Below are 24,043 nucleotides of genomic sequence, written 5' to 3' on the forward strand. Positions count from 1 at the left end.
TACATCCAGTTAAAAGATGGTTCGGTGGGGGTTTTGCCCTCGGAATGGTTTCATAAGCTGGAAAAATATTTCCGGCATGGCGAAATTAGAAAGGACAAACTGGAGATTTCCAAACTGCGGTTTTCGGTGATCGACGAACTGTTTGACAAACTAGACGATACCCGTGTTTTGGAGGAAATTGCGGAGAAGCGGAAGCGCTTAAAAAACTTCAAAAATATCAACGAGACAAGGGTTCCCAAACAGATAAAAGCCAGTTTGCGGCACTATCAAAAGGAAGGGTTGAACTGGCTCAACTTTTTAGACGAAGTGCAGTGGGGAGGTATTTTGGCCGACGACATGGGCTTGGGTAAAACCTTGCAGATTTTGGCATTTTTGCAGCATCAGTCAAATAGTAAGAGAGGAGTCAACCTGGTTGTGGTGCCAACCACCTTGCTATTCAATTGGGAAAATGAGTTGAAGAAATTCGCTCCCAAATTAAAAGCGCTCTATTACTATGGATCCGACAGGGCAAAGAATACCTCGGAGTTTGCAAACTTCGACCTGGTTTTTACAACCTACGGAATCTTGGTACGCGACATTCAAATTTTAAGTGAATTTCGATTCAATTACGCCGTGCTCGACGAATCGCAGGCCATAAAAAATCCGGCATCGCATCGCTACAAAGCGGCTTGCTTGATCAATGCCCAAAACAAGATAGCACTTACGGGAACACCCATCGAAAACAGCACCTTCGATTTATTCGCGCAAATGAATTTTGTCAATCGTGGTTTTCTGGGCAGTGTGCAGAAATTCAAAGAAGACTATTCAGCGCCAATCGATAAAGACGGGAATGAGGTGATGGCCGGCGAACTAAATAAGATAATCAATCCCTTTATTTTGCGTCGTACCAAAGAAAATGTCGCATCAGAGCTTCCCGATAAAACGGAGGACATTCTTTATTGCGAAATGGAGACGGGACAGCGCCGTGTTTATGATGCCTACCGCAACGAATACCGCAACCGCTTGCTCAGTAAAATTGAGGAAGATGGAATGGAGAAATCAAAAATGATGGTGCTGGAAGCGCTGACGCGTTTGCGCCAGATTTGTGATTCTCCCGTACTTCTTAATTCCGATGAAGTGGTTGAGAACCAGTCGGTAAAAATCAAAGAGCTTGTGCGACATATTACCAATAAAACGGGCAGACATAAAATCCTTGTGTTTTCGCAGTTTGTAAAAATGTTGGGATTGATCCAGGACGAACTGGCCAAGCTGAACATTGAATACGAATACCTCGACGGGCAAAGCAGCAGTAAGCAGCGCGAGCAATCGGTCAATCGTTTTCAGGAGAACGAAAGCCTGCGGGTATTCCTCATTAGTTTGAAAGCTGGTGGAACGGGGCTGAATTTAACCGCCGCCGACTATGTGTACCTGGTTGACCCTTGGTGGAATCCCGCGGTAGAAAACCAGGCCATTGACCGTTGTCACCGGATTGGACAAGAAAAAAAGGTATTTGCTTATCGCATGATCTGCAAAAATACGGTGGAAGAAAAGATTCTGACGCTTCAAAATAAAAAGAAGAAAATTGCCGGCGACATTATTCAAACCGATGAGAGTATTCTGAAAAAACTGAATCAGAACGATATTAGCGAGTTGTTTTCATAGGCTTTTGTGGCGGATCTGCTTTTCTCGATCACATCCAAAACGTTCGATTGAAGACTTGTGCCTTTTTTTTTTCTAAATTGCACGTCAGTTCGCGACACCATGATTGACCAATCTTTAAATAGAGACCTTAAAAATGGGGATGCATCCAGTTACGATGTGTTGTACTCGCTGACAGCGGATCGTTTAAAGAACTACTGCAAGATCTTCATCAAAGATCACGTGCTGGTTGAAGACCTGGTTCAAAATGCCTACGTGCGGTTGTGGGAAAAAAGAGCGCTGATCAAACCCGATCGATCGGTGGAAAGCCTGCTGTTTACCATGATCCGCAATCAATGTTTAAATCATATTCGTGATCAAAAACTCCTGGCAGAATCTTTCTCGCTCGATGAATACTCGTGGAGTGAGCTGCAGCATTTGTATCAAATTGACTTTTCGGGAAAAGAAGAAAGTACCCTGGAAGAGCAATTGTTCGAAGCCCTGAAAAATGCTATCGACCAGCTCCCGGAACGGCAGAATCAAATCCTGATCAAATGTAAAATCGAAGGACGGAGGCAGCAGGAAGTGGCCGACGAATTAGGGATATCGCTGAAAGCCGTCGAGAAAAATCTGGCCAAGGCCAGGATTCATCTGCGGCAGGATTTGATAGCCCGGTTCCCCGAACTTTCACTACTCATTTTGATGCTCTTCAGGTAAATTGGGTAAATATATTCCACCCAAGGGGGTAGGGATTTTTGATTCCCGGTGTATTGATGATGAAAGGGTATTCAGGATGAAAGAAAAAATACAACTATATTTAGAAGGAAAACTTCCGGAAAAAGAACAGGCAGCCTTGCTCGATTGGCTTCGGGACGAAGATCACAGACGGGTTTTTGATTCGGAAAAAGCCTGGTGGTGGAAAGAAACGAAATTGCGCAGAGAAGGACGAATATCCGACTTGGGACAAGTTCGCCTTCGTGAGCGATTAAAAGAAAAGCAGCAAATGGAGCGTTCAGCGCTTTTGCTAAACTGGCACCGCTACGCGGCAATTGTCTTGTTGATGATTGTTTTGTCAGGTTCTGTATTTGTGTACAATATCTATTTCAATACTGAACTTCAACTCACCCAGATTCATACGAAGCTGGGCCAAATGTCAACGGTGACTATGCCTGATGGAAGCAAAATCTGGGTAAACTCCGATACCAAATTAACTTACAATAACCAGTACGGGATTCAAAATCGGGCGATCCAGGTTCAGGGCGAAGCTTATTTTCATGTGGCTAAGAACCGGAAGAATCCATTTATTGTCGATTTGGGAGCTATTAAGGTGAAGGTGACGGGCACGCAGTTTGGCATTTCCAATTACGACGATCTGAATGAGATGAATGTGGTGCTGGAGGAGGGAAGTGTGGAAATCCAGTCGGCTTCGGATGAGTTGATAACCAGCCTGAAACCTGAAGAGTTAGCCGTTTTCAATAAAAAGACAAACACCATCCATACGTTGAAAGTTAATCCAGTGCAATACACTTCGTGGAGAGATGGCCTGTTAAATATCTTCGAGTTACCGCTGGATCAACTGGTGGTTAAACTTGAGCGGAGGTATAATCAGAAATTTGACGTTGATCCTTTGATAAAGGATCTTCCCTATACGTTTAGTATTGAAGATGAGTCGCTTGCTGAAGTAATTCATTTAATTGAGCGGATTTCACCAGTCAAGGCACAACAGGAAGGAAATGTCATTAAATTGAAGTATATGAATCGCTAAGCAATTTTTGAAAAAAAACAGGAAAGTGCGGGAACACTTTCCTGAGGTCAAACCTGTCATTGGTAGATGACAATTTTATAAACCTTTTAATTCAGTTCAAAATTATGAAAAAAAAATTAGGAATCTGGGGATTCTTGTCTCCTTTTGTTAAATCTCAAACGGGAAGAATTATGCGGCTAACGTTTCTCTTTCTTCTGGCCGGGCTCCTGCAGGTAACTGCAAGTTCATTTGGTCAAAATACGAAGCTCAACCTCGACTTGCAAAATGTAGCGGTTCGGGAAGTGATGCAAGCCATTGAGAACCAAAGCAAGTATCGATTTGCCTACAGTTCGGAATTCATTGATTTGGATCGAAAAGTGGCTCTTTCCTTGCAGAACCAAAGTATTGACAATACGTTGAAGGCCTTGTTTGAAGGTTCAGGAATCACCTACCAGGTATCGGACCGGTTAATCATGCTTTATGGCAAAACGGACCGCTTGAATGCCCAACAACAAAAGGTTACGATTGAGGGACAGGTGACCGATGCTTCCGGAGAGTCACTTCCCGGGGTAACGGTTGCTGTGAAGGGCACTGTGCAGGGAACAATAACTGACCAGGACGGAAATTATTCGTTGAACAATGTTCCCGGAGACGGAACCTTGGTGTTTTCGTTTGTAGGGATGAGGGCACAGGAAGTCTCTGTTGCCGGACAAACAGTCATAAACGTGTTGCTGGAAGAAGAAATGGTTGGCGTTGATGAAGTGATTGTTGTTGGCTATTCTGTTCAGAAAAAATCAACCCTGACTGGCGCGGTATCGCCAGTGAATGTTGACGATATGTCAAAGCGCCGCGTCGCTGATCTGTCACAGGCCTTGCAGGGGCAGGTGGCAGGGGTGCAGGTAAGCCAAAGTACCGGTGCCCCGGGAGATGAAATCAATATCCGCATCCGGGGTGAAGGAACAATTGGAAACAACAACCCGCTGTACATCGTTGATGGTGTGCCCACCCGCGAACTAAGCTTTTTAAACCCGGCTGATATTCAGTCGATGACTGTACTGAAAGATGCTTCAGCCGCCGCAATTTACGGATCGCGTGCCTCTGCCGGGGTCATCATCATCACGACAAAAAGTGGTGTGAAAGGGAGATCTGTGTTTGATGTCAATTACTTCCGCGGTGTTCAAAATGCGGTGAACCTACCCAACTTGCTAAACACGGAGCAATACATGAATGTTGTTGAAAAAGCATGGAACAATGCCGGTTACGGCGGAACAAATCCTTATACTGCCGACAAAGGAAGGGCAGATTTTGCCAACACTGATTGGTTGGACGAAGTGTTTGAGCCGGGCTATTCCCAAAATATCCAGTTGACAGCCAGCGGTGGGAACGAAAAATTGCAATACCTGATTTCCGCAGGTTATTACGACCAGGACGGGATTGTTGTTTTTGACAATGACAAATACCAACGGTATAACTTCAGGACCAATATCAATGCTGATTTGACTGACCGGATTAAAATCGGGACCAACTTGCAACTTTCTTATGCAGCCCAGGATAAATTATCTTCGAAAGGCGATGCGCCGGGAATTATACGCCATGCTTTGCTGCGCCCGCCGGTCCTTTCTGTTTATAAAGACCCAAGTGACCCCACCTATTCGGAAAATGACCCGTTTACCGATTTGCCGTTTTACCTTCACAATAACCGGGACAATGGAGGATGGGAAAGCGACAAATACGAGTGGACCCAAAATCCAGTCGCGTTGGCTTATTTTGCCGATGATAAACGGTCCAATTTCAAGACCTTTGGCAATCTTTATGGTGAAGTGTATTTTTTAAAAGACAAGTCGCTCAAATTCAGGACCAGCGTTGGTATTGATTTGAATTTCACTCACAACAAGGCATTTTACCGAAACTTTGGTGATGATGATGGTGGCGGCAGCGAAATTGATAAAGGCACGGGCCGTCAAAACCGTCCGAATGGATTGAATGAAGACCGCGGTGAAGCGCTGACGGTATCGTGGAACAATACGCTGAACCTGAATAAAACCATCGGAAAACATGCCGTCAACGCTTTAGTTGGAAGCGAGTTTATCACCAATTATGCCTCAAGTATCAATGCGTCCAGAAGGCGTTATGAATACGACACAGAGAAATTCACTTACATCGATTTTGGTAGCACCGAACAGGATTTATGGAATGGCGGCTCCGGCTCAGAATGGGCATTGTTGTCATTTTTCGCCTCGGCAACCTATGTGTATGATTCAAAGTATATGCTCACGGCAAATTTCCGTGCTGATGCTTCTTCGCGTTTTGCTGAAGACAACCAGTGGGGCTACTTCCCTTCAGTTTCTGCAGGATGGAAACTTTCTGAAGAAAACTTCATGGCGCAATATGACTGGCTTTCCGATCTGAAACTCCGGGCAAGCGTTGGACAACTTGGCAACCAGGAGATTGACAATTACGCCTATCTGACACTTATCAAAAAAGACGGTGACAAATATTTGATTTCCAGATACGGGAATTCCGATCTGAAATGGGAAACTACCATGCAGTACAATTATGGTATCGATGCGGGCTTTTTTAAAAACAAATTGTACCTGTCGGTTGATTATTTCCAAAAAAACACCACCGATATTTTGCTGCCCATTTCGTTGCCAAAAATCGTTGGCGATGTGCAGCCAACCATTGTGAATGCCGGCGAGGTCAGCAATAATGGGCTTGAGTTTGGCATAACTTTGCGAAATAGTGAAAGGGCGTTTAAGTATAGCATCAATGCCAACTTTTCAACCGTTAAAAACAAGGTGGAAAAATTGCACCCGAACCTGCCCAGCATGATTGGCCAGGTTACCCGGACGGAAGTTGGACAACCACTGAACGCCTATTACGGATATGTGTTTGAAGGAATCTACCAGAATAGTGCCGAAATTGACGAACATCTTTTTGAGACCGCCAACCCAACAGTGGTTCCGGGCGACATCCGTTTCAAAGATTTAAATGCTGATGGCAAGATCGACGACAATGACCGTGGTTTTATTGGCGATCCCAATCCGGGGATTTTATATGGGCTGAACCTATCCGGATCATACAAACGATTTGACCTGTCTTTCCTCTTTCAGGGAATAGGGCAGGTGGACCGTTACAACGATTCGAAAAAGATTGTTGACTACGATACACGTCCGTTTAACTACACCACCGGAATATTGGATAGTTGGGACGGCGAAGGATCAACCAACAGCCGGCCGCGCGTTAGTTTCACCGATAATGGAAGTAGCAAAATTTCCAGTATTTATATTGAAGATGCTTCATTTCTGCGCCTGAAGAATGTGGAGTTGGGCTATTCATGGTCGAACATTCGCAGATTTGGCTTGAAGAACATCAGGTTGTATGTGTCGGCTCAAAATGTATTTACAATCACCGATTACAGCGGACTGGACCCGGAATCAACTGACCTGATGGACATGGGCACTTATCCGCAGTCGCGTTCATTCATTGGCGGTGTTAATCTAAGCTTTTAATCAAACCATAAAAAAAAAACAAACAGATATGAAATTAAAATATAACATATTCCTAATAGCACTACTGTTTCTGGTGAGTTGCGAAGGTTATTTGACTGAAGACCCCATTGGATTGCTGACACCGGAGCAGGTGAACCTGGAGCCAACAACAACTAGCGTAAATTATTCCGTCAGTTCATCATACCAACTACTGTCAAGTACGTTAAACATCATCGGCGAGTGGGGATGGGATGATGGCACCGTGACCCGGAATGACTTCATTTTACATGATATTGCTTCAGACGATATGCAGAAAAAATGGAACCCCGATGGCGACCAGGCTTGGATGGACCAATTCAATAACTTCAGTTTTGTTGCATCCAACGGTGGTTTTAACGGAACCTGGAGTTACGACTATGAAGGGATCTCACGGGCCAACACGGCAATCAGCTATTTGACCGATGTCGAAATGATGGGCAAGCTAAACATGGAGGCATCCCTGAAAGACCGCCTGTTGGGTGAATCCTATTTTTTGCGCGCCTTCTATTATTTTGATTTGGTAACTATCTATGGTGATGTGCCTTTGCTGCTGACTCCCCTGACTTCTTTTGAAGAAGCATACGAAGTGGCGGTCAGGGTTGATGAGGTAGAAGTCTGGACGCAAATCAGCAGCGACTTGGCTAATGCGAAAGACCTGCTGCCAAATAGCAAATATTCGGTTGAAGCTGAAAAATGGCGTGCCTCCAAAGGTGCTGTCATTGCCATGCAAGCTAAAGTGGCACTGTTTAATGAAAATTGGCAGGAAGTGATCAACTTGGTCGGTGAATTGGAAACCTTGGGATTTTATCAGCTAAATGCCAACTACTTTGACAGTTTTCGTGTGGCCAAGGAATTTGCAGAAGATGAAGTGATTTTTGCTTATGACCACCAATCTTCTCAAACACCCCAAAAAGGAAATGGCTTGTGTGCATTGATTGGGTGGGGCTTTGTTGCGCCCGAAGCAAACTTTGTCGAGGCCTTTGAGATCAATGACCCGCGCCTGTTTTACACGGTTGATATTGACGCAAAAAACGTGAACAAACTTTTGGGTACCCTGGATGGAACAAACAAAGGCAACGACGATTCGCCGAGCAACCGGATTTTTATCCGTTGGGCCGATGTTTTGCTTTGGAAAGCGGAAGCACTTCTGGAAACCGGTAAACCCGCCGAAGCTGTTGGGATGATCAACACCATCAGGCAAAGGGCACGTAATTCGGTTACTGCTACCGGAGGCACAGCGCCGGCAGGCACTTTGCCAGACCGGGACGTCAATGAAACTGATGCCAACGTGATTAAAGACTGGTTGATCCACGAACGGCGGGTGGAATTAGGTTTTGAGTCACACCGCTACAATGATTTGAGGCGTTGGAGAATCGCAAAAGATGTGCTTGGTTCTCGTGGGTTTCAAGACCACAACTATTTGTATCCTATTCCACAAGGTGAGATTGATAAATCAGGCGGGAGTATTACTCAGAACGCAGGCTATTGATCTTGATTCATTTTGAACTCAGTAGTGTCCGGTTAAAGTTCCAGATTATGGGCTAAAGCCCAAGCGGGCAACGGGCTTCACTAAGCCTGGCTTAGTGATCGCACTATGAAGCCGGGGCTTTAGCCTACAAATTTTATTCATTACAAAAACGAAAAACATGAGAATCCTATTTTTATTAGCCGTCCTTTTTTTGCTGGCTCAGTGCAATGCTCAAAAACCAGCGCAGACAAACACTTTTCTGATACCTTTTACGAAGAACCTGGAAGTAAATCCTTGTTTAACCCCTTCAGATACCATCCAGTTTTACTGCCCGGTGCGCGAGGCGGAAGTCCGATGGGAGGAAAAGGATGTTTTCAACCCGGCCAGCGCCGTAAAGGGCGATACCTTGTTTTTGCTCTACCGGGCTGAAGATACGATTGGGAAATATAATGGAACCTCACGGATCGGTCTGGCTTACAGTCTTGATGGTTATCATTTTGAAAAAGAAGCGGAACCTGTTTTGTACCCCGACCATGATGAGTTCTTCAAATACGAGTGGGAGGGTGGCTGTGAAGACCCACGGCTGGTTGAAGATGAAAACGGTACGTATTACATGACTTACACCGCTTATGACGGCGACAAAGCACGGCTTTTTGTTGCAAGTTCAACCGATTTAAGGCAATGGACGAAACATGGCTCCGTGTTTCAAAAGGCAGGAGACCAATTTGTTGACATGTGGTCAAAAGCCGGTTCGGTGGTAAGCCGTCAGGAAAGTGGGCGCATGGTTGCCACCAAAATCAATGGTAAATATTGGATGTATTGGGGCGAATCAAACATTTATATGGCAACTTCCGATAATTTAATCGATTGGTCGCCTTTGTTGGAAACCGATCCGCAAAAAATGCAGTTGGATACCATGCGCCACTACGATACAGCCTTTCAAATTGTGTTTTCAACACGCGAAGGAGAATTTGACAGCGAACTTGTTGAGCCGGGACCACCTGCTGTGATCACTGAAGAAGGCATTCTTTTTATTTACAACAGTAAAAACAGCCCGACGTTTGGAGACAAAAACCTGGCTCCCGGAACGTATGCTGCCGGTCAGATTTTGATGGACAAAAATGATCCGACGGTAGTTTTGCAGCGGATGGATGACTGGTTTATCACCCCCGACCAGCCTTTTGAAATCACCGGTCAGGTTAACAACGTTTGTTTTGTGGAAGGTTTGGCTTTTTTCAAAAACAAATGGTTATTGTACTACGGTACTGCCGATTCGAAAATTGCAGTGGCGGAATCAGATGCAAAACTTGATTAAGAAACATCAGTTAACTGCTCTTGTCAGCGATTAAGATGTTTCTGTTTAGCTTTTATTAAACATGAAAAAGCGGTGGGATGGAGCATTTTTCAACCCACTAACTTCTGTTTATGCCGTAAGATTTGAGACGCTCCCAGTGAACGGATTGCAATAAAACAAGATGATGCTTGTGTTTGCATTTTAATTGAGCTGGATGCGGAAAACCACAGCAAATAAGTAGCCCCGAGAACCACGTGCTCTCGGGGCTTTTTTGCGTTTGGTGGGGACCAAAGCCCGCTTTGGCGATAGCTTCTTTCGTTTCCTCGCCCGGCCGGAAGTGAATATTGGGCTGTGGAGGTCAATGGTTGTTTTTGCGGAATTTCGGCTATGGGCTTCAAATGTTTTGATTATATTCAGCCAATGAATCCAAAACTAATTTGGAGGAGATAAAATGGGCTGGTGCCAGGAGAATCCCTCGCAAGATTAGTCTGTTGAACCTAAAAAAATTAAACCTATGAAACCAATTCTCACAACCTGTATCGCCTTAGCCGGACTGGCAGCATGCACCACCACCGAAAGGACCGAATCCGATCGTCTAACCAATATTGTTCTGATCAATATGGATGATATGGGCTATGGCGATGTTTCGCTGAACGGAGCGACTGGCTTTTCCACCCCAAATATCGATAAAATGGCTGGCGAAGGAATTGTCTTTTCGCATTTTTATTCGGCTCAAGCTGTTTGCAGTGCCTCCCGGGCTGGACTGCTCACCGGGTGCTATCCCAACCGGATTGGCTTTGCCGGAGCGCTCAATCACCGGGCACAGATCGGGATTAATCCGGAGGAGCAGACCATTGCCGAATTGCTGAAAGCGAAAGGTTATGCTACGGCTGTTTTTGGTAAATGGCATTTGGGACATCATAAACAGTTTCTGCCCTTGCAACACGGGTTTGATGAATTTTATGGCATCCCATATTCCAACGATATGTGGCCGAATCATCCGGTGAATAAAAACTATTATCCGCCACTGCCTTTATTTGAAGGAAATGAGGTGATTGAGGAAAATCCCGATCAATCGTACTTCACCAAGAACTTTACCAAACGAACCCTGGAATTTATCCAAAAGAATCAGCAAAATCCCTTTTTTGTCTACCTGGCTCATCCCATGCCGCATGTTCCGCTTTTTGTATCCGATGCGTTTAAAGGCAAGTCAGAACAAGGTTTGTACGGGGATGTGATGATGGAAATCGACTGGAGTGTCGGACAGATCAATCAAACACTGGAACAACTAAACCTAGCTGAAAATACCCTGGTCATTGTTATTTCCGACAACGGCCCCTGGATGACCTATGGCAACCATGCCGGCAGTTCGGGTGGCTTGCGCGAGGGGAAGGGAACTACTTTTGAAGGTGGACAGCGCGTGCCCTGTGTGATGAAATGGAAAGGGGTTACGCCCGAAGGAGCAGTCTGCAATTCGCTTACTGCCGGGATTGACATTTTACCTACTCTGGCCTCTTTGGCACAAAGCCCGATGCCTGAAAAAAAGATTGATGGTGTGAATTTGGTGGAACTGATCAAAGGAAATTTAGACGCTCAAGGACGTAGCAGCTTCCTTTATTACTATCGCCGCAACAACTTGGAGGCGGTGCGCAGTGAAAATTGGAAACTGGTGTTCGAGCATCATGGCCGGACATACGAGAATAATACCATCGGGCAGGATGGTCAACCCGGTCAAACTCCTGAAAATGTGTTGATTGAAAGCGGCTTGTACGATCTTCGTCGCGATCCGGGAGAACGATACAATGTGATGGAATTTTACCCGGAAAAAGTAGCAGAGCTGCAATCGTTGGCTGATGAAGCCCGGGAGGATCTTGGCGATGATTTGACCAATTCGCCGGGTAAGAATCGCCGCCAGCCAGGTCGGGTTGACCAGTAGGATCAGAAAAATTGCCTGATAAAATTTGTATATTGCAGCGGCACTTTTTTCGATTGCCGTGTGTGTAAAACCTAAATTCAACGACCATGAATCAACGCGATGTTCGCTTTTATTCTCTTCTGTTATGCGTTATTTTTCTTTGTGTTAATTGTGCTGAAACCGGGCAAAATCCGGCGGCTGAATGTTGGTTGTCGAGCCACGACGGGCAAGTCAAATTTCAGCAGCAAGCCGAACCCGTTGTGTTTGGCCAGTCCGGGGCCGATACCGAAAAAGTTATTGAAGTAAGTTCAGATCTTCGTTATCAAACCATGGATGGTTTTGGTTTTTCACTTACGGGCGGAAGCGCGTTTCATATTCACCGCTTGGACGATATAACCCGCGCAGCCTTGCTGGACGAGTTGTTTTCGACGACCGGAAGCAATATTGGGATTAGTTATTTGCGCGTCAGCATTGGAGCGTCAGATTTGGACGACCACGTATTCTCATACAACGATTTGCCTTCGGGCAAAACTGATCCGAACTTGACCAATTTTAGTTTGGGCCCGGATACCGTCCACGTGATTCCGGTGCTCAAGGAGATACTAGCCATCAACCCAGCCATCAAAATCATGGGATCGCCTTGGTCGCCGCCCGTTTGGATGAAGGACAACCAGCATTCCATCGGTGGAAGCTTGCTACCCGAGTTTTACGATAGCTATGCCAACTATTTTGTGAAATATCTTCAGGCGATGGAAGCTGAAGGAATCCCCATCGACGCGATTACCGTGCAGAACGAACCCCTGCATCCGGGTAATAATCCGAGTTTGTTGATGCTGGCTAAAGACCAGGCTGAATTCATTAAGAATCATTTGGGGCCGGCTTTTCAAACCAATCAGATTGATACCAAGATTGTAATTTACGATCACAATGCCGACCGAATTGACTATCCGCTGGAAATTTTGGATGATCCCGAAGCCGCGCAATACGTTGATGGATCGGCTTTCCACTTGTATGGTGGCGAAATTGAAGCTTTGACTCAGGTGCACGACGCGTATCCGGATAAGAATTTATACTTCACCGAGCAGTGGGTGGGCGCCCCGGGCAAATTCGAGGATAACTTGCCGTGGCACATCAAAAATCTGATTATCGGAGCCAGCCGCAACTGGTGTAAAACCGTTTTGGAGTGGAATCTGGCTGCCGATCCGAACCAGGATCCACATACTGAAGGGGGCTGTACCCGTTGTTTGGGAGCGCTGACCATTGGTGATGAAGTGATCCGGAATGTGGCTTATTATATCATTGCACATGCCTCGAAGTTTGTTAGGCCGGGATCGGTACGTGTGGGTAGCAATGATTTAGAAGGGCTGCCCAATGTCGCATTCGAAACTACGGAGGGAAAAATCGTGTTGATTGTGATGAATGAATCAGCAAACCAACAGGAATTCGCTATCAAGGATGGCGAAAATACAGTGAATGTCAAGTTAAATGCCGGCGATGTGGCAACCTATGTCTGGTAGATTGCCTTTTGAATGATAATCGATTAATTTTAAACAAGATGACCAAGAATCAGCACAACACTATGTTTCTAAAACAATTCGTATTCATTGCAGCTTTTTTGTTGCTGGTGGTTTCCGCGTCAGCGCAGCAATTTTTGAAAACCGACGGGCAGGATATCGTCAATGAGGATGGCGAAGCAGTATACCTGCGCGGCGTAGGTCTGGGGAATTGGATGCTTCCGGAGGGTTACATGTGGCGCTTTGGAAAAGATGGCGATCGCCCGCGGCGGATTGAAAAATTGATTTCAGACATGATCGGGGAGCAGGAAGCCGCCGCCTTTTGGCAGGCATTTCGTGGCAACTATATCACAGAAGCCGATATTGCACGAATCGCTGAGCTGGGGTTCAACTCCGTGCGTCCGGCTTTGAATTCGCGTTTGTTTGTTACCGAGGGAGAGAACAATGAATTTATCGATGAAGGATTTTTATTGCTTGACCAGTTGATAGCGTGGTGCAAGAAATACCAGTTATATGTCATTATTGATATGCACGGCGCACCGGGTGGGCAAACCGGGCAGAATATCGACGATAGCCCCAACGATATCCCCGAGTTGTTTACTGATCCGAAAAACCAGGATTTGCTGGTTGAGCTGTGGGTGCGGATTGCCCGGCGCTATAAAGATGAACCGATTGTGGCAGCCTATGATTTGCTGAACGAACCGCTGCCTGAAAATACCGGTGCAGCCGAAAAATACAAAGACCAGTTGGTGCCGCTCTACAAGCGTTTGATTCAGGCCATTCGAGAAGTGGATCAGAAACACATGTTTACCATCGAAGGGTACAATTGGTCGAACAACTGGTCGCTGTTTGACGAGCCGCTGGATGACAATGCCTTTTACCAGTTTCACTACTATTGCTGGAACCGTCCCGACCATTTGAACAGTATTGAGCATTTTTTGGAACAGCGCGACGAGCTGAATGTTCCGGTGTGGGTGGGCGAAACCGGAGAGAAAGGCAATGCCATTTACTTTGCCACCTCGCAGTACTTTGAGAAGAACAACATTGGCTGGTCGTTCTGGCCCTGGAAAAAGATGGACACGCAGAATACGCCCTATTCGATTTTACCTCCGGGAGGCTGGGATTTGGTCAGGGCATACTCGCGTGGCGAGGCCCAACCTTCACGCGAGGAAGCGATCCGGATTTTTGCTGAGTTGGAGGAAAATATCAAACTGGAGAATTGTGTGTACCATCCCGATGTGGTCAATGCCATACTCCGACGGGTTCCCTTGCGAATTGAAGCGGAGAACTATGGGCACGACGGAATGGACGAATCGTACTTCGTGTATGACAACAAAGCCCAATCGGAAAACTACCGTACCCAAGAGCCTGTTCCTGTGGTGGTAACAGCCAATGTTGAGGAAACCCGGACGTCGGAGCAGGCGATTCAGCTAAAAGCCGGTGAGTGGACCTCGTACCAGGTGGAGAGCTTGCAGGCTGCCGCTTATCAGTTCAGCTTAAGAGCGCAAGTCTTGTCTGGAAATGCCCAACTGGAGCTGATGCTGAATGGTGAAAAGCTGGAACTGGAGTTGGAAGGAGACCAATGGACCATTGAAAGTCTTGGCAAGCAAAATTTCGTCCAAGGAAACAACCAAATAAAACTGCAGGTGAATCAGGGCGAAGTGCTGGTTGACTGGCTGGACGTTCATTAAAATAGGCGTTCGAGTTGTTGTTCATGTTATTTTAATTTGGCTATGAGAAAGTTTGCAAATCTATTGTTCATTGTTTTTAGCTTGGTATTTACAAACCCGGTTGTGGCTCAGGATGAATTGCCAGTGCGCGGCTTCTGCATTGCTGCACCGCAAGTGGGAGAGTTGGATGATTTTGTCAGGTTCATCGGAGAAGAACTGGCTCCACGTCAGGTCAATGTGCTGGTGCTGCGGGTCGATTACAATTATGAGTTTGAAAGTCACCCGGAGCTGAGGGATGAAGTTGCACTTTCGAAAGAACAGGTGAAACGTTTGGTTGATGTATGCCAGAAGCACAGCATTCGGCTGATTCCACAAATCAATCTACTGGGTCACCAGTCCTGGGCATCGGACTTGGGCAACTTTCTGAAGGTATATCCACAATTTGATGAAACACCTCATGTGGAAATGCCTGAAAATTATGAATGGCCCAATAACGATGGCTTATATTGTAAAAGTTACTGCCCGCTGCATCCTGGAGTTCATGGGGTTGTTTTCGATTTGATGGATGAAGTTTGCGACGTATTTGAAACGGACGCTTTTCATGCCGGGATGGATGAGGTTTTCTATATTGGTGATGACCAGTGTCCCCGTTGTTCGGGGCGCGACAAAGCGGAGCTGTTTGCTGGTGAAGTCAACAAAATTCAAAATCACCTGGCACAAAACAACCGCCAGCTTTGGATCTGGGGTGATCGCCTGCTTGACGGGAAAACCACCGGTATGGGCATGTGGGAAGCCAGCATGAACAATACTCACCGAGCCATTGACTTGATTTCAAAGGATGTTGTGATTTGTGATTGGCACTACGAACGTCCGGACAAATCGGCGGTTTATTTTGCCATGAAAGGGCTGAACGTCCTCACCTGTCCCTGGCGGAATCCGGCCAACGCAGTTCTGCAAACACGCGACATGTTTGATTTCAGGGCTTCGGCAACTCCCGAAATGAAGGTTCGGTACCAGGGAATGATGCAAACCGTTTGGTCAGGAGCCGGCGCGTTTATGAAGGAGTTTTACAATTCGAAGGATACGAATATCAACAGCGCTTCCAACTGTTTTCGTGCCATGTTTGATGAGATTGAGGAGCTTACAGCAAATCCGGATCAGAATAAAAAATGAGTTGTATGAAGAAAAATATTTTGGTGACTGGTGGTGCACAGGGGATCGGAAAAATTACCGTTCGCGAATTGCTGGATGTGGGTTATATGATCACGGTTTTTGATCGTGATACCGAAGCGCTGAAAGAGCTGACAGCAGCATTTCAAACCGAAAACTTGCTGGCCATCCCGGTGGATGTGTCGGATGAAGAAATGGTGAAAGCAGGCATTCAACGCTCGGCTGATCATTTTGGTCGCATCGATGGCTTGGTAAATAACGCGGTTTACCAAGTGTTTAAGCCTTTTCATCAGTTGAGCCTGCAAGACTGGAACCGGGCGCTGGCTGTAAACCTGACAGGCCCGTTTTTATGTGTGAAATATGCGCAGGAAGAACTCCGAAAGTCGCGTGGAGCCATTGTTAATATTTGTTCTACCCGGGCTTTACAGTCTGAGGCGGGTACCGAATCTTATTCCGCATCAAAAGGTGGTTTGTTGGCCCTGACCCACGCTTTGGCCATGAGTTTGGGTCCTGATGTGCGGGTGAATGCCATTAGTCCGGGATGGATTGATGTGTCGGGGGAGAAAAAGAAGTCGGCTGCCAGGCAATATGACTTGCGGGATGAAGACCACGCCCAGCATCCGGCGGGACGGGTGGGTAAAGCCGAAGATATTGCCCACATGGTTTTGTTCTTGCTGGATCCGGCCAATGGCTTTATTACCGGCCAAAATTTTGTGATTGATGGCGGAATGACAAAAAAGATGATTTACAAGTAGGGCGCTTTCGGATCGTTTTACACCTTTTCCCGCAGTGGACGATGGTCGGGCGCGTGTTTGTCGACAATTTTAATCAAATCATCCCGCTTGATTGGCTTGGAGATGTAATCGTCGCAACCTTCTTCGAGCGCCCGTTTTCGATCCGATTCCATGGCGTAAGCGGTTTGCGCGATAACGGTCAGTTCAGGGCGAATCTTCTTAATTTCCTTGGTGGCCGTGTAGCCATCCATTACCGGCATGCGAATGTCCATTAAAACCAAGTCGATTTCCAGGTTCGACTGGCACCGTTCAACAGCGGACAAGCCATCTTTGGCACGGTAAAGTTCAACATTGAATTCGTTCAGGACTTCGGCCAGATATAGGTAGTTGAACTCCTCATCTTCGGCTATCAGAATGTGAATTTGGTTTTTGCTCATCTGGTCTTTTTTCACGTTTTGAATCGCTAATAAAATAGGATTTCAAGATACTGGTTTCATTCCTATTTCCCAATATAAAATTCAGAATACTATCTGGCCTTACAAAGATTTTCGGCGAATAAACTCAAACGGACTTTTGATTCGTTTAAAATCATGCTTCAGAATCATCTCCGCTGCCATATGCCCAATTTGATCGTGATTCGTTGAAATGGTTGAAATTCCGTCGCATAGCAGTTCTTTTACCGGGCTTTCATTGTACGAAATAATTCCGATATCTGCACCCGGCACCCACTTTTTTTGCTTAATCAGCTTAATGAAGTCAAATAAATCGTTGTCGGAAATTAAAATGTAGGCCTCGTGTTGATGAATGTTTTTTTCCTCCACCGAGTCCAAAATTTGGTATTCGAAACCATGAATCTGGTTGAAAATCTGAAACCCGCGGTTAATGTATCTCGAATAGTATTCGCTCTTGGGAAAAACCAAATTCAGTCTTTTGTATTTTTTCAGCAGGTCTAAGGCTTCTCCCAGCGCATTCAGAATGTCGTGATCGTATTCTTGGTAAACAACCGGATAGTTTCTCAATTCAGGGAGATTTTTGTCGATAATTAAAACCTTTTCCTTCGGGATTTTCTTGATTACTGCGCTGATATCGGCCTGTTCGTTTCTGAAATGGGGCAAAATAACAAAATAATCGTATTGATTCTGGTTGTCATTCAGTATATTTTCGAACTCAGTCAGGTCGTAATTATAAATAAATACGTCAACGCTGGCTTTTGCTCCCATGGTGTTAACAAAGGATGCATATAAGCTCCGTTTATAGTTGCTGAGTTTGTTGAAGATCAGAGCAATCTTTAGTTTTTTGCCGGCCATCGTCTTGTTCACATAGTAACCTTTGCCGCGAACAGCCGACAAAACTCCCTGCTTTTTCAGGAGCACATAAGCCTTTTCAACCGTGTCGCGCGACAGCAGCAATTCTTCGCTGGTTTCGTTGATGGACGGAACTCGTTGTCCTTGCTTAAATATTCCAGCCTCAATATCGGACAGAATAAGGTCTTCCACCTGCTTGTACTTGGGGACTTCGGAGTCTGAATCTATCCTTGAAAATTGCTTCATATTTCAGGCCTGCAAATTTTAGTGTTCGACATTGGCCCTGTAAAAATAAGAAATCCCGCTTTCATCGAAAGGGTAGCGTGCTTTTATTTGTGTTCTGAATTTGAATCGACTCGATTCGGGTATTCTACTGCGCATAAATTTTTACGTAGCAAAAAGCACTATCTTCGTCTCTCACTAAATTGAATCTGATGAGAAAATTACGTTTGTTTTTGCTATTCGGCTTGCCTTGGCTGACAGCATTTTCACAAGCCGATGATAAGGAACAGGTGATCAAGAAGGGTTGGAATTTTGGAGCTTTGCCTACCATTACCTTCGACACTGACCTGGGATTTCAATATGGCGCTTTGGTTAACTTGTATCATTATGGTGATGGCAGCCGCTATCCGGATTACAATCATTCACTTTATTTTGAAGTTTCACGTTTTACAAAAGGTAGCGGGATTTATCGTTTTTATTACGATTCGGATCAGTTGGTTAAAGGGTTACAGATTTCCATGGATTTGAGTTACCTGACCGATCAGGCCTACGATTTTTACGGATTTAATGGCTATGATGCCGTTTTTAATGAGTCATGGATCAATGATGAGTCGGCCAACTACGTGTCGCGTGTGTTTTATAAATACGACCGCAAGCTGTTCCGGTGGAAAATTGACTTGCAGGGAAAAATTACCAGTGAGAAGTTTCGCTGGATTGCCGGATTAAACTTCCTTAATTTTGAGGTGGCGCCGGTCGATCTCGGAAAGCTGAACAAAGGAAAAAAGGGCGATGATCTTTTACCTGATGTGGATGGTCTGTTCGACAAGTACCAGCAGTGGGGAATTATTTTGGAGGACGATGCTGATGGCGGTTTTGTGCCTACCTTTAAAGGTGGCTTGGTATTCGATACCCGCGACAATAAACCCAATCCCATGAGCGGACTTTGGACGGAAGCGGTTCTGGTCGTTTCTCCCCAAATTTTGGGCGCCGAAAGTTCATTTTCACAGCTGAGTTTGACGCATCGGCAATATTTTACTTTGATTCCAAAGGATTTGTCTTTTGCCTACCGGTTAGCTTGGCAAACAAGCCTGAGTGGCAGGCTGCCTTTCTATTATCAATCGCAGGTGGTGACTTCCATCATGACCGGATCGACTTCGGAAGGACTGGGCGGTTCAAAAACCTTGCGCGGGATTCGGCGCAACCGGGTGGTTGGCGATGGCATTTTCTTTGGAAATGCTGAGTTGCGTTGGAAGTTTGCCCGTTTTCAGTTGAAGAATAATAACTTTTATTTGGGATTGAATGGGTTTATGGATTTTGGACAGGTGACCGATAATATTGATTTTAAGCTGAATAATGCTTTCGTCGAATATAGCCTAACCAATAATCCAAGTGACTATTTTGACCGTGGTGCTGAAGCGATGCATCTTTCTTATGGTGCAGGATTACGCTTTGCGATGAATGAAAACTTCATCATTGCCATTGATTATGGCTTGGCTGCTGACAAACGTGATGGTACTTCCGGCTTTTACATGGGGCTGAATTATTTGTTTTAATCACTATTCGGTCGCGATCTGATCAACGAACCTGCTTTTTGCGAGTTGCATGCTTTTGAATTCGAGGGAGCGGGACAGAAATGACCATCAAATGCCAGAAACATCTCCGTGTAGGAAAACCAATAGCGATTCACATGGATTAGAGCAGCCTGACCGATCAGTTACTCAATGTTGAGCTTTCGCTTTTTTCACCAAACCTTCAGTCTGGCAAATTTGCAGGATGGGTTCACTACTCGACTCGATATCATTGTCCAATCCAATCGAGAAGCGGATCAGTCCTTCGGAAAGCCCCATTTCTTTCTTAACATCTTCAGGAACTTCGGACGATGTGCTGGTTCCGGAGCAGCTAAACAAGGTTTTGAAATAACCCAAACTTACAGCCAGGTAGCCCACATCGTGCTCCTGCATTTTTTGCATCAAGGCATTGGCTTTTTTTACCGTTCCTGCGTCGATAGAAAGCATGCCGCCGTAGCCAAATTCGGAATTCATCAGCCGGCTGTGTAGCTCATGCTGCGGGTGGCTCATCAGTCCGGGATAGTTGACCGGGATGCCGTTGGTTTCTAGTTTTTCGGCCAGGTACTGCGCATTTTTGCTGTGTTGCTGCATGCGCAGATGCAGGGTGTGGATGTTTTTCAGGATTGATGATGATCGCAGCGGATCGAGCACGGGGCCAAGCAACATGGCAGTTCCGTCGTTTACATTGGACAGATCGTTAATAAACTGATCAGTGCCGCAGATAGCGCCGGCCACACAGTCGTTTTTTCCGTTGATGAACTTGGTCATGCTGTAGACAACAATGTCGGCTCCGAGTCGTGCGGGAGCCATAATCATGGGGGTGAAGGTGTTGTCGACCATTAGTTTGACACCATGTCGTTTAGCAATTTCCGCCAGCCTTGGAATATCCGAAACCTGCAAAAGCGGGTTGGTCACACTTTCAGTGTAAATCACTTTCGTATTTGCCTGAATGGCAGCATCAACGCTTTCCAGGTTTGAGATATTGACAAATGAAACGTCAATCTGAAACTTCTTGAGGTAATTCTTTAAAAAGGCAAATGTTCCGCCATAGGTCGTTACGCTGGTCACAATGTGGTCGCCGGTGTTGCAAAGTTGCAGCAAGGCGCAAGTGATGGCTGCCATTCCTGAGGCCGTCACCCAGGCCGATTCGGTATCTTCCATTGCCGCCAGAACATCGGCCAGGTATTTGTTGCTGGGGTTCCAGTGGCGCGAATACAGGAAACAGCCTTGCGTATGGCCAAGAAACGTCTCAAACATATCTTCACCATGCAGAAAAGTGTAGGTGGAAGAGTCGGTGATGGACGGGTTCACGCCACCAAATTCGCCAAAATGACGAAGTTTTTGGATGCGCACCGCCGGATCGAAAGTTGCCATGGGTTTTCAATTTTAAATTGGTTTCAATTTAATGGAACCAGTTTTGAAAAAGCATGATATTTTAACAATAAACAAGCTATTCTATAACATCAATTTTTTGGGAAATTAGAAACGAATCTAGAATCCTTTCAGAAAAAAAGCAATCGCAACGCCCACGTAATTGCCAAAAGCATAGCCCAAAATCCCCACAGTTAAGCCCGAAATAATGAGCTCCTTGTTCTTTAAGGCTCCGGCAACAACCGGCACAAAAGGTGGCGAGAAGGTGAGTGCGGTGATGGTGATGATGGTCGTGTCGGAATCAACTTTGAAAATCCACGAAAGGAAGACATGAATGGCCATGGACCCAAATACGGCCAGAGCCACGTACAAAAAGAGATTCAGAAATTCAATCTGAAACATGCTTCGCAAATCGCTCATACTGGCAATGACGAGCGAAAAAACGATGATGAAATACATGCCCAACTGGAAGGTTTTTTCAATGCGATGAATCGATTTGATGGTGCTAAAAACCAAGCCTAATGTAGTGATGGAAAGTATAACGGCTACCATCTGTGCCGATGGAGGAACGAGCAAGCTGAGTCCTCCGGCTATCGAGAAGATTAGTACCGAAAAGCCGAATGCTTTCATCAATTGGATAGCTCGTTTTCGGGTTAGCATCCCCACGTAGCTATCCACGCTGTTGGTTTTTACAGTCACCTTGGCAAGCGCTAGTCTTGGAGCTTCGCGAAACGAGGGTAAAAATGAATTGAACAATTGCTGGGCAACAGTCATTAAAAACGCCAGGCAGATAGCACCAAGCATAAGATCATAGGTGTGGGTGAGGATAAAGATATTTGGATTTACGTCCAGCGCTGTGCTTATAGCCGCAAGGTTCGGAGTGCCACCCGTATAAATACCAACCAGCATACCCGATATTTTCCAGGTTTCGGGAATATAGGTTTCAAAAAGAAAGAAGCCCGCAAAAATGACAATCAGCAATGAAACCATTGCAAGAAGTAAGGAGAAAAGCGCTTGTTTAGCCAGTTTTAGCCAGCGTCTGATATCGAGGGAAAACAAAAGTAGGGGGATGGCAATTGGAATGACCAGGGTGATAATTAAATCTTGCAAGCTGGCGATATGGTTAGCCAGCAAATCATTTTCGGTAATTAATCCCTGACTGAAATATGCGATAGCTTGTTCTTGAGGAAGACTCGATTTGCTCTCCAGAAGAGCTCTGAAAGACTCAGATTGACTGGGAAACAAGCCAATATTGCCAAGCAACATCCCAATAATGTAAGCCAATACCACAACGCCAACTTTGTTCAGGAATTTTGAAATATGAGTGAGGTAAATCAGGAGAATGGGAAAGGCGAAGTAAAAAATAATCAACACAATTCCTGGAATCATGGTCAGCGGGATTAGTTTGTGCGTGTCAAATATAGGGATTAGTTTGTTTCGATGGTTTCCGGTTTTGATTCGGTCTTGCCTTCGGGTTTGACGAATCTCCGGATTTTGATGTTGAAATAGGCAAACAGTATGCTCATAACCGGACTGATGAGGTTGAAAAAGCAGTAGGGCAGGTAGTCAAAAGTGGCTACATCCAGCACGCGCGATTGGGTCGCGCCACAGGTATTCCATGGGATCAGTACAGAGGTCATGGTTCCGGAGTCTTCCAGCGTACGGCTTAAGACTTCGGGTTTTAGCCCCCGTTCTTCGTAAGCTTTGCGGTACATTCGTCCGGGAACGACTATGGCCAGGTATTGATCTGAAGCAGTAGCATTAAAGAAAATACAGGTTCCCACCGTTGAACTAACCAGCGCTCCGGTTGATTTGGCCATTTTCATGATTGGCCGGGTGATGCGCTGCAGTAAACCCCCGGCTTCCATAATTCCGCCAAAAACCATGGCCGAAAGAATCAGCCAAATCGTGTCCAACATGCCACGCATGCCACTGGTGCTCAGCAGATGGTTTACATTTTCATTTTGGGTTGACAGCGAGATGTCGCCAAACATGGCTTGCATAAAGCTGATATACGAAGCCTTGGTATAGCTCATGCCACGTCCGGCGACTTCCCAAACTAGTTCGGGTTGGAAGATAACAGCAAACAAACCGCCCAGCAAGGTTCCAATCATCAACGATGGAATGGGGGGCACTTTCAATATAATAATTGCAAACAGAATGAGCGGTACCAGAAATAACCAGGGCGAGGTATTGAAAATTTCGCCAATGGCCGATTTAACCAATTCAATGTCGGTAATGGAAGATTTAAATTCATAGTTAATTCCGATAATTAAGAAAACAACCAAAGTGATGGCAATGCTCGGAATGGTTGTGAAAAACATGTAACGGATATGGGTAAATAGATCGGTTCCTGCCATCGCTGGCGCCAGATTGGTGGTGTCGCTCAGTGGGGAAATCTTGTCGCCAAAATAGGCGCCCGAAATGATGGCTCCTGCAACAATTGGTTCGCTGACACCAATAGCATCGCCAATGCCAAGCAGGGCTACGCCAATGGTGGCAATGGTCGACCAGGAACTTCCGGTAGCCACCGAAACCAGGGCACTAACAACAACTGCAGTCATGAGAAACAGCCGGGGATTGACAATGTCCAGTCCATAGTAAATCATCGCTGGCACCACACCACTGATCATCCAAGTGCCGGCTAGCGATCCAATGAGTAGTAAAATCAACATGGAAGGCATGGCCGAGCCAATGGTTTTGACGACTTGTTTGCGTGTGTGCTCCCACTTTTGCCCGTTACGGCGAACAATGATTCCGGCAATTGTGGCTGCCAGTAGCAAAGCAATCTGATTTGATCCCGCCAGGGTATCTTCAAAAACGAAAACATTGGTCGTTAAAAGGATAATCAGACAGACTATGGGAAGCAATGCCTCCGCTAAGTTGGGTGTTCTTTTCATGGATGCCATACTCGGGCAAAAT

17 protein-coding genes are annotated in these 24,043 nt (G+C 45.7%); 12 read left to right on the forward strand and 5 right to left on the reverse strand.

The window, feature by feature from the left end:
- From AAC033_RS05395 to AAC033_RS05445, 11 genes are all read left to right on the forward strand, one after another.
- Positions 1–1,641, forward strand: a 1,641-nt coding sequence (locus tag AAC033_RS05395) for a DEAD/DEAH box helicase (protein WP_339736204.1), incomplete at its 5' end; no start/stop codon positions are given.
- Positions 1,642–1,740: 99 nt separating this feature from the next.
- Positions 1,741–2,334: a sigma-70 family RNA polymerase sigma factor gene (locus tag AAC033_RS05400; protein WP_339736206.1), complete on the forward strand. Its 594-nt coding sequence runs from the start codon at positions 1,741–1,743 to the stop codon at positions 2,332–2,334.
- A gap of 76 nt (positions 2,335–2,410) precedes the next feature.
- Positions 2,411–3,382, forward strand: a complete 972-nt coding sequence (locus AAC033_RS05405) for a FecR domain-containing protein (RefSeq protein WP_339736208.1) — start codon at positions 2,411–2,413, stop codon at positions 3,380–3,382.
- Positions 3,383–3,486: 104 nt separating this feature from the next.
- The gene (locus tag AAC033_RS05410; RefSeq protein WP_339736210.1) at positions 3,487–6,873 is read left to right on the forward strand and encodes a TonB-dependent receptor; all 3,387 of its coding nucleotides are present in this window, start codon (positions 3,487–3,489) and stop codon (positions 6,871–6,873) included.
- A gap of 28 nt (positions 6,874–6,901) precedes the next feature.
- Positions 6,902–8,380 (forward strand): RagB/SusD family nutrient uptake outer membrane protein, encoded by a 1,479-nt coding sequence (locus tag AAC033_RS05415; RefSeq protein WP_339736212.1) that lies wholly within the window; start codon positions 6,902–6,904, stop codon positions 8,378–8,380.
- A gap of 157 nt (positions 8,381–8,537) precedes the next feature.
- A complete protein-coding gene (locus AAC033_RS05420; protein WP_339736214.1) occupies positions 8,538–9,674 on the forward strand; it encodes a glycoside hydrolase family 130 protein in 1,137 nt (378 codons plus the stop codon).
- A gap of 493 nt (positions 9,675–10,167) precedes the next feature.
- Positions 10,168–11,589 (forward strand): sulfatase, encoded by a 1,422-nt coding sequence (locus tag AAC033_RS05425; RefSeq protein WP_339736216.1) that lies wholly within the window; start codon positions 10,168–10,170, stop codon positions 11,587–11,589.
- Between the two features lie 86 nt (positions 11,590–11,675).
- Complete coding sequence (locus AAC033_RS05430) at positions 11,676–13,085, forward strand: glycoside hydrolase family 30 beta sandwich domain-containing protein (RefSeq protein WP_339736218.1); 1,410 nt, start codon at positions 11,676–11,678, stop codon at positions 13,083–13,085.
- Between the two features lie 38 nt (positions 13,086–13,123).
- Positions 13,124–14,773, forward strand: a complete 1,650-nt coding sequence (locus AAC033_RS05435) for a cellulase family glycosylhydrolase (protein WP_339736220.1) — start codon at positions 13,124–13,126, stop codon at positions 14,771–14,773.
- A 42-nt stretch (positions 14,774–14,815) separates the two neighbouring features.
- Complete coding sequence (locus AAC033_RS05440) at positions 14,816–15,925, forward strand: family 20 glycosylhydrolase (RefSeq protein WP_339736222.1); 1,110 nt, start codon at positions 14,816–14,818, stop codon at positions 15,923–15,925.
- A gap of 5 nt (positions 15,926–15,930) precedes the next feature.
- Entirely contained in the window at positions 15,931–16,677 is a 747-nt protein-coding gene (locus AAC033_RS05445) for an SDR family oxidoreductase (protein WP_339736224.1), read from the forward strand.
- A 17-nt stretch (positions 16,678–16,694) separates the two neighbouring features.
- On the opposite strand, the gene AAC033_RS05450 is transcribed toward AAC033_RS05445, so the two are convergent.
- Together AAC033_RS05450 and AAC033_RS05455 are read right to left on the reverse strand one after the other, a co-directional pair.
- Positions 16,695–17,093, reverse strand: a complete 399-nt coding sequence (locus AAC033_RS05450) for a response regulator (protein WP_339736226.1) — start codon at positions 17,091–17,093, stop codon at positions 16,695–16,697.
- Between the two features lie 99 nt (positions 17,094–17,192).
- Positions 17,193–18,206, reverse strand: coding sequence for a GntR family transcriptional regulator (locus AAC033_RS05455; RefSeq protein WP_339736228.1), 1,014 nt, complete (start codon positions 18,204–18,206; stop codon positions 17,193–17,195).
- A gap of 188 nt (positions 18,207–18,394) precedes the next feature.
- Between AAC033_RS05455 and AAC033_RS05460 the strand changes: the two genes are divergently transcribed.
- Positions 18,395–19,735: a BamA/TamA family outer membrane protein gene (locus AAC033_RS05460; RefSeq protein WP_339736230.1), complete on the forward strand. Its 1,341-nt coding sequence runs from the start codon at positions 18,395–18,397 to the stop codon at positions 19,733–19,735.
- A 165-nt stretch (positions 19,736–19,900) separates the two neighbouring features.
- On the opposite strand, the gene AAC033_RS05465 is transcribed toward AAC033_RS05460, so the two are convergent.
- The 3 genes from AAC033_RS05465 to nhaC form a co-directional block, all read right to left on the reverse strand.
- Positions 19,901–21,124: an aminotransferase class I/II-fold pyridoxal phosphate-dependent enzyme gene (locus tag AAC033_RS05465; protein WP_339736232.1), complete on the reverse strand. Its 1,224-nt coding sequence runs from the start codon at positions 21,122–21,124 to the stop codon at positions 19,901–19,903.
- Positions 21,125–21,241: 117 nt separating this feature from the next.
- Positions 21,242–22,510, reverse strand: a complete 1,269-nt coding sequence (locus AAC033_RS05470) for a DUF819 family protein (protein WP_339736234.1) — start codon at positions 22,508–22,510, stop codon at positions 21,242–21,244.
- 38 nt (positions 22,511–22,548) lie between these two features.
- Entirely contained in the window at positions 22,549–24,030 is a 1,482-nt protein-coding gene (gene nhaC / locus AAC033_RS05475; protein ID WP_339736236.1) for a Na+/H+ antiporter NhaC, read from the reverse strand.
- Positions 24,031–24,043: the final 13 nt, after the last annotated feature.

Source organism: uncultured Sunxiuqinia sp., from assembly GCF_963974515.1.
Lineage (GTDB): Bacteria > Bacteroidota > Bacteroidia > Bacteroidales > Prolixibacteraceae > Sunxiuqinia.

Coding starts and splice junctions, on each gene's coding strand:
- AAC033_RS05400 (WP_339736206.1), top strand. CDS start 1,741: ATGATTGACCAATCTTTAAATAGAGACCTTAAAAATGGGGATGCATCC.
- AAC033_RS05405 (WP_339736208.1), top strand. CDS start 2,411: ATGAAAGAAAAAATACAACTATATTTAGAAGGAAAACTTCCGGAAAAA.
- AAC033_RS05410 (WP_339736210.1), top strand. CDS start 3,487: ATGAAAAAAAAATTAGGAATCTGGGGATTCTTGTCTCCTTTTGTTAAA.
- AAC033_RS05415 (WP_339736212.1), top strand. CDS start 6,902: ATGAAATTAAAATATAACATATTCCTAATAGCACTACTGTTTCTGGTG.
- AAC033_RS05420 (WP_339736214.1), top strand. CDS start 8,538: ATGAGAATCCTATTTTTATTAGCCGTCCTTTTTTTGCTGGCTCAGTGC.
- AAC033_RS05425 (WP_339736216.1), top strand. CDS start 10,168: ATGAAACCAATTCTCACAACCTGTATCGCCTTAGCCGGACTGGCAGCA.
- AAC033_RS05430 (WP_339736218.1), top strand. CDS start 11,676: ATGAATCAACGCGATGTTCGCTTTTATTCTCTTCTGTTATGCGTTATT.
- AAC033_RS05435 (WP_339736220.1), top strand. CDS start 13,124: ATGACCAAGAATCAGCACAACACTATGTTTCTAAAACAATTCGTATTC.
- AAC033_RS05440 (WP_339736222.1), top strand. CDS start 14,816: ATGAGAAAGTTTGCAAATCTATTGTTCATTGTTTTTAGCTTGGTATTT.
- AAC033_RS05445 (WP_339736224.1), top strand. CDS start 15,931: ATGAAGAAAAATATTTTGGTGACTGGTGGTGCACAGGGGATCGGAAAA.
- AAC033_RS05450 (WP_339736226.1), bottom strand. CDS start 17,093: ATGAGCAAAAACCAAATTCACATTCTGATAGCCGAAGATGAGGAGTTC.
- AAC033_RS05455 (WP_339736228.1), bottom strand. CDS start 18,206: ATGAAGCAATTTTCAAGGATAGATTCAGACTCCGAAGTCCCCAAGTAC.
- AAC033_RS05460 (WP_339736230.1), top strand. CDS start 18,395: ATGAGAAAATTACGTTTGTTTTTGCTATTCGGCTTGCCTTGGCTGACA.
- AAC033_RS05465 (WP_339736232.1), bottom strand. CDS start 21,124: ATGGCAACTTTCGATCCGGCGGTGCGCATCCAAAAACTTCGTCATTTT.
- AAC033_RS05470 (WP_339736234.1), bottom strand. CDS start 22,510: ATGATTCCAGGAATTGTGTTGATTATTTTTTACTTCGCCTTTCCCATT.
- nhaC (WP_339736236.1), bottom strand. CDS start 24,030: ATGGCATCCATGAAAAGAACACCCAACTTAGCGGAGGCATTGCTTCCC.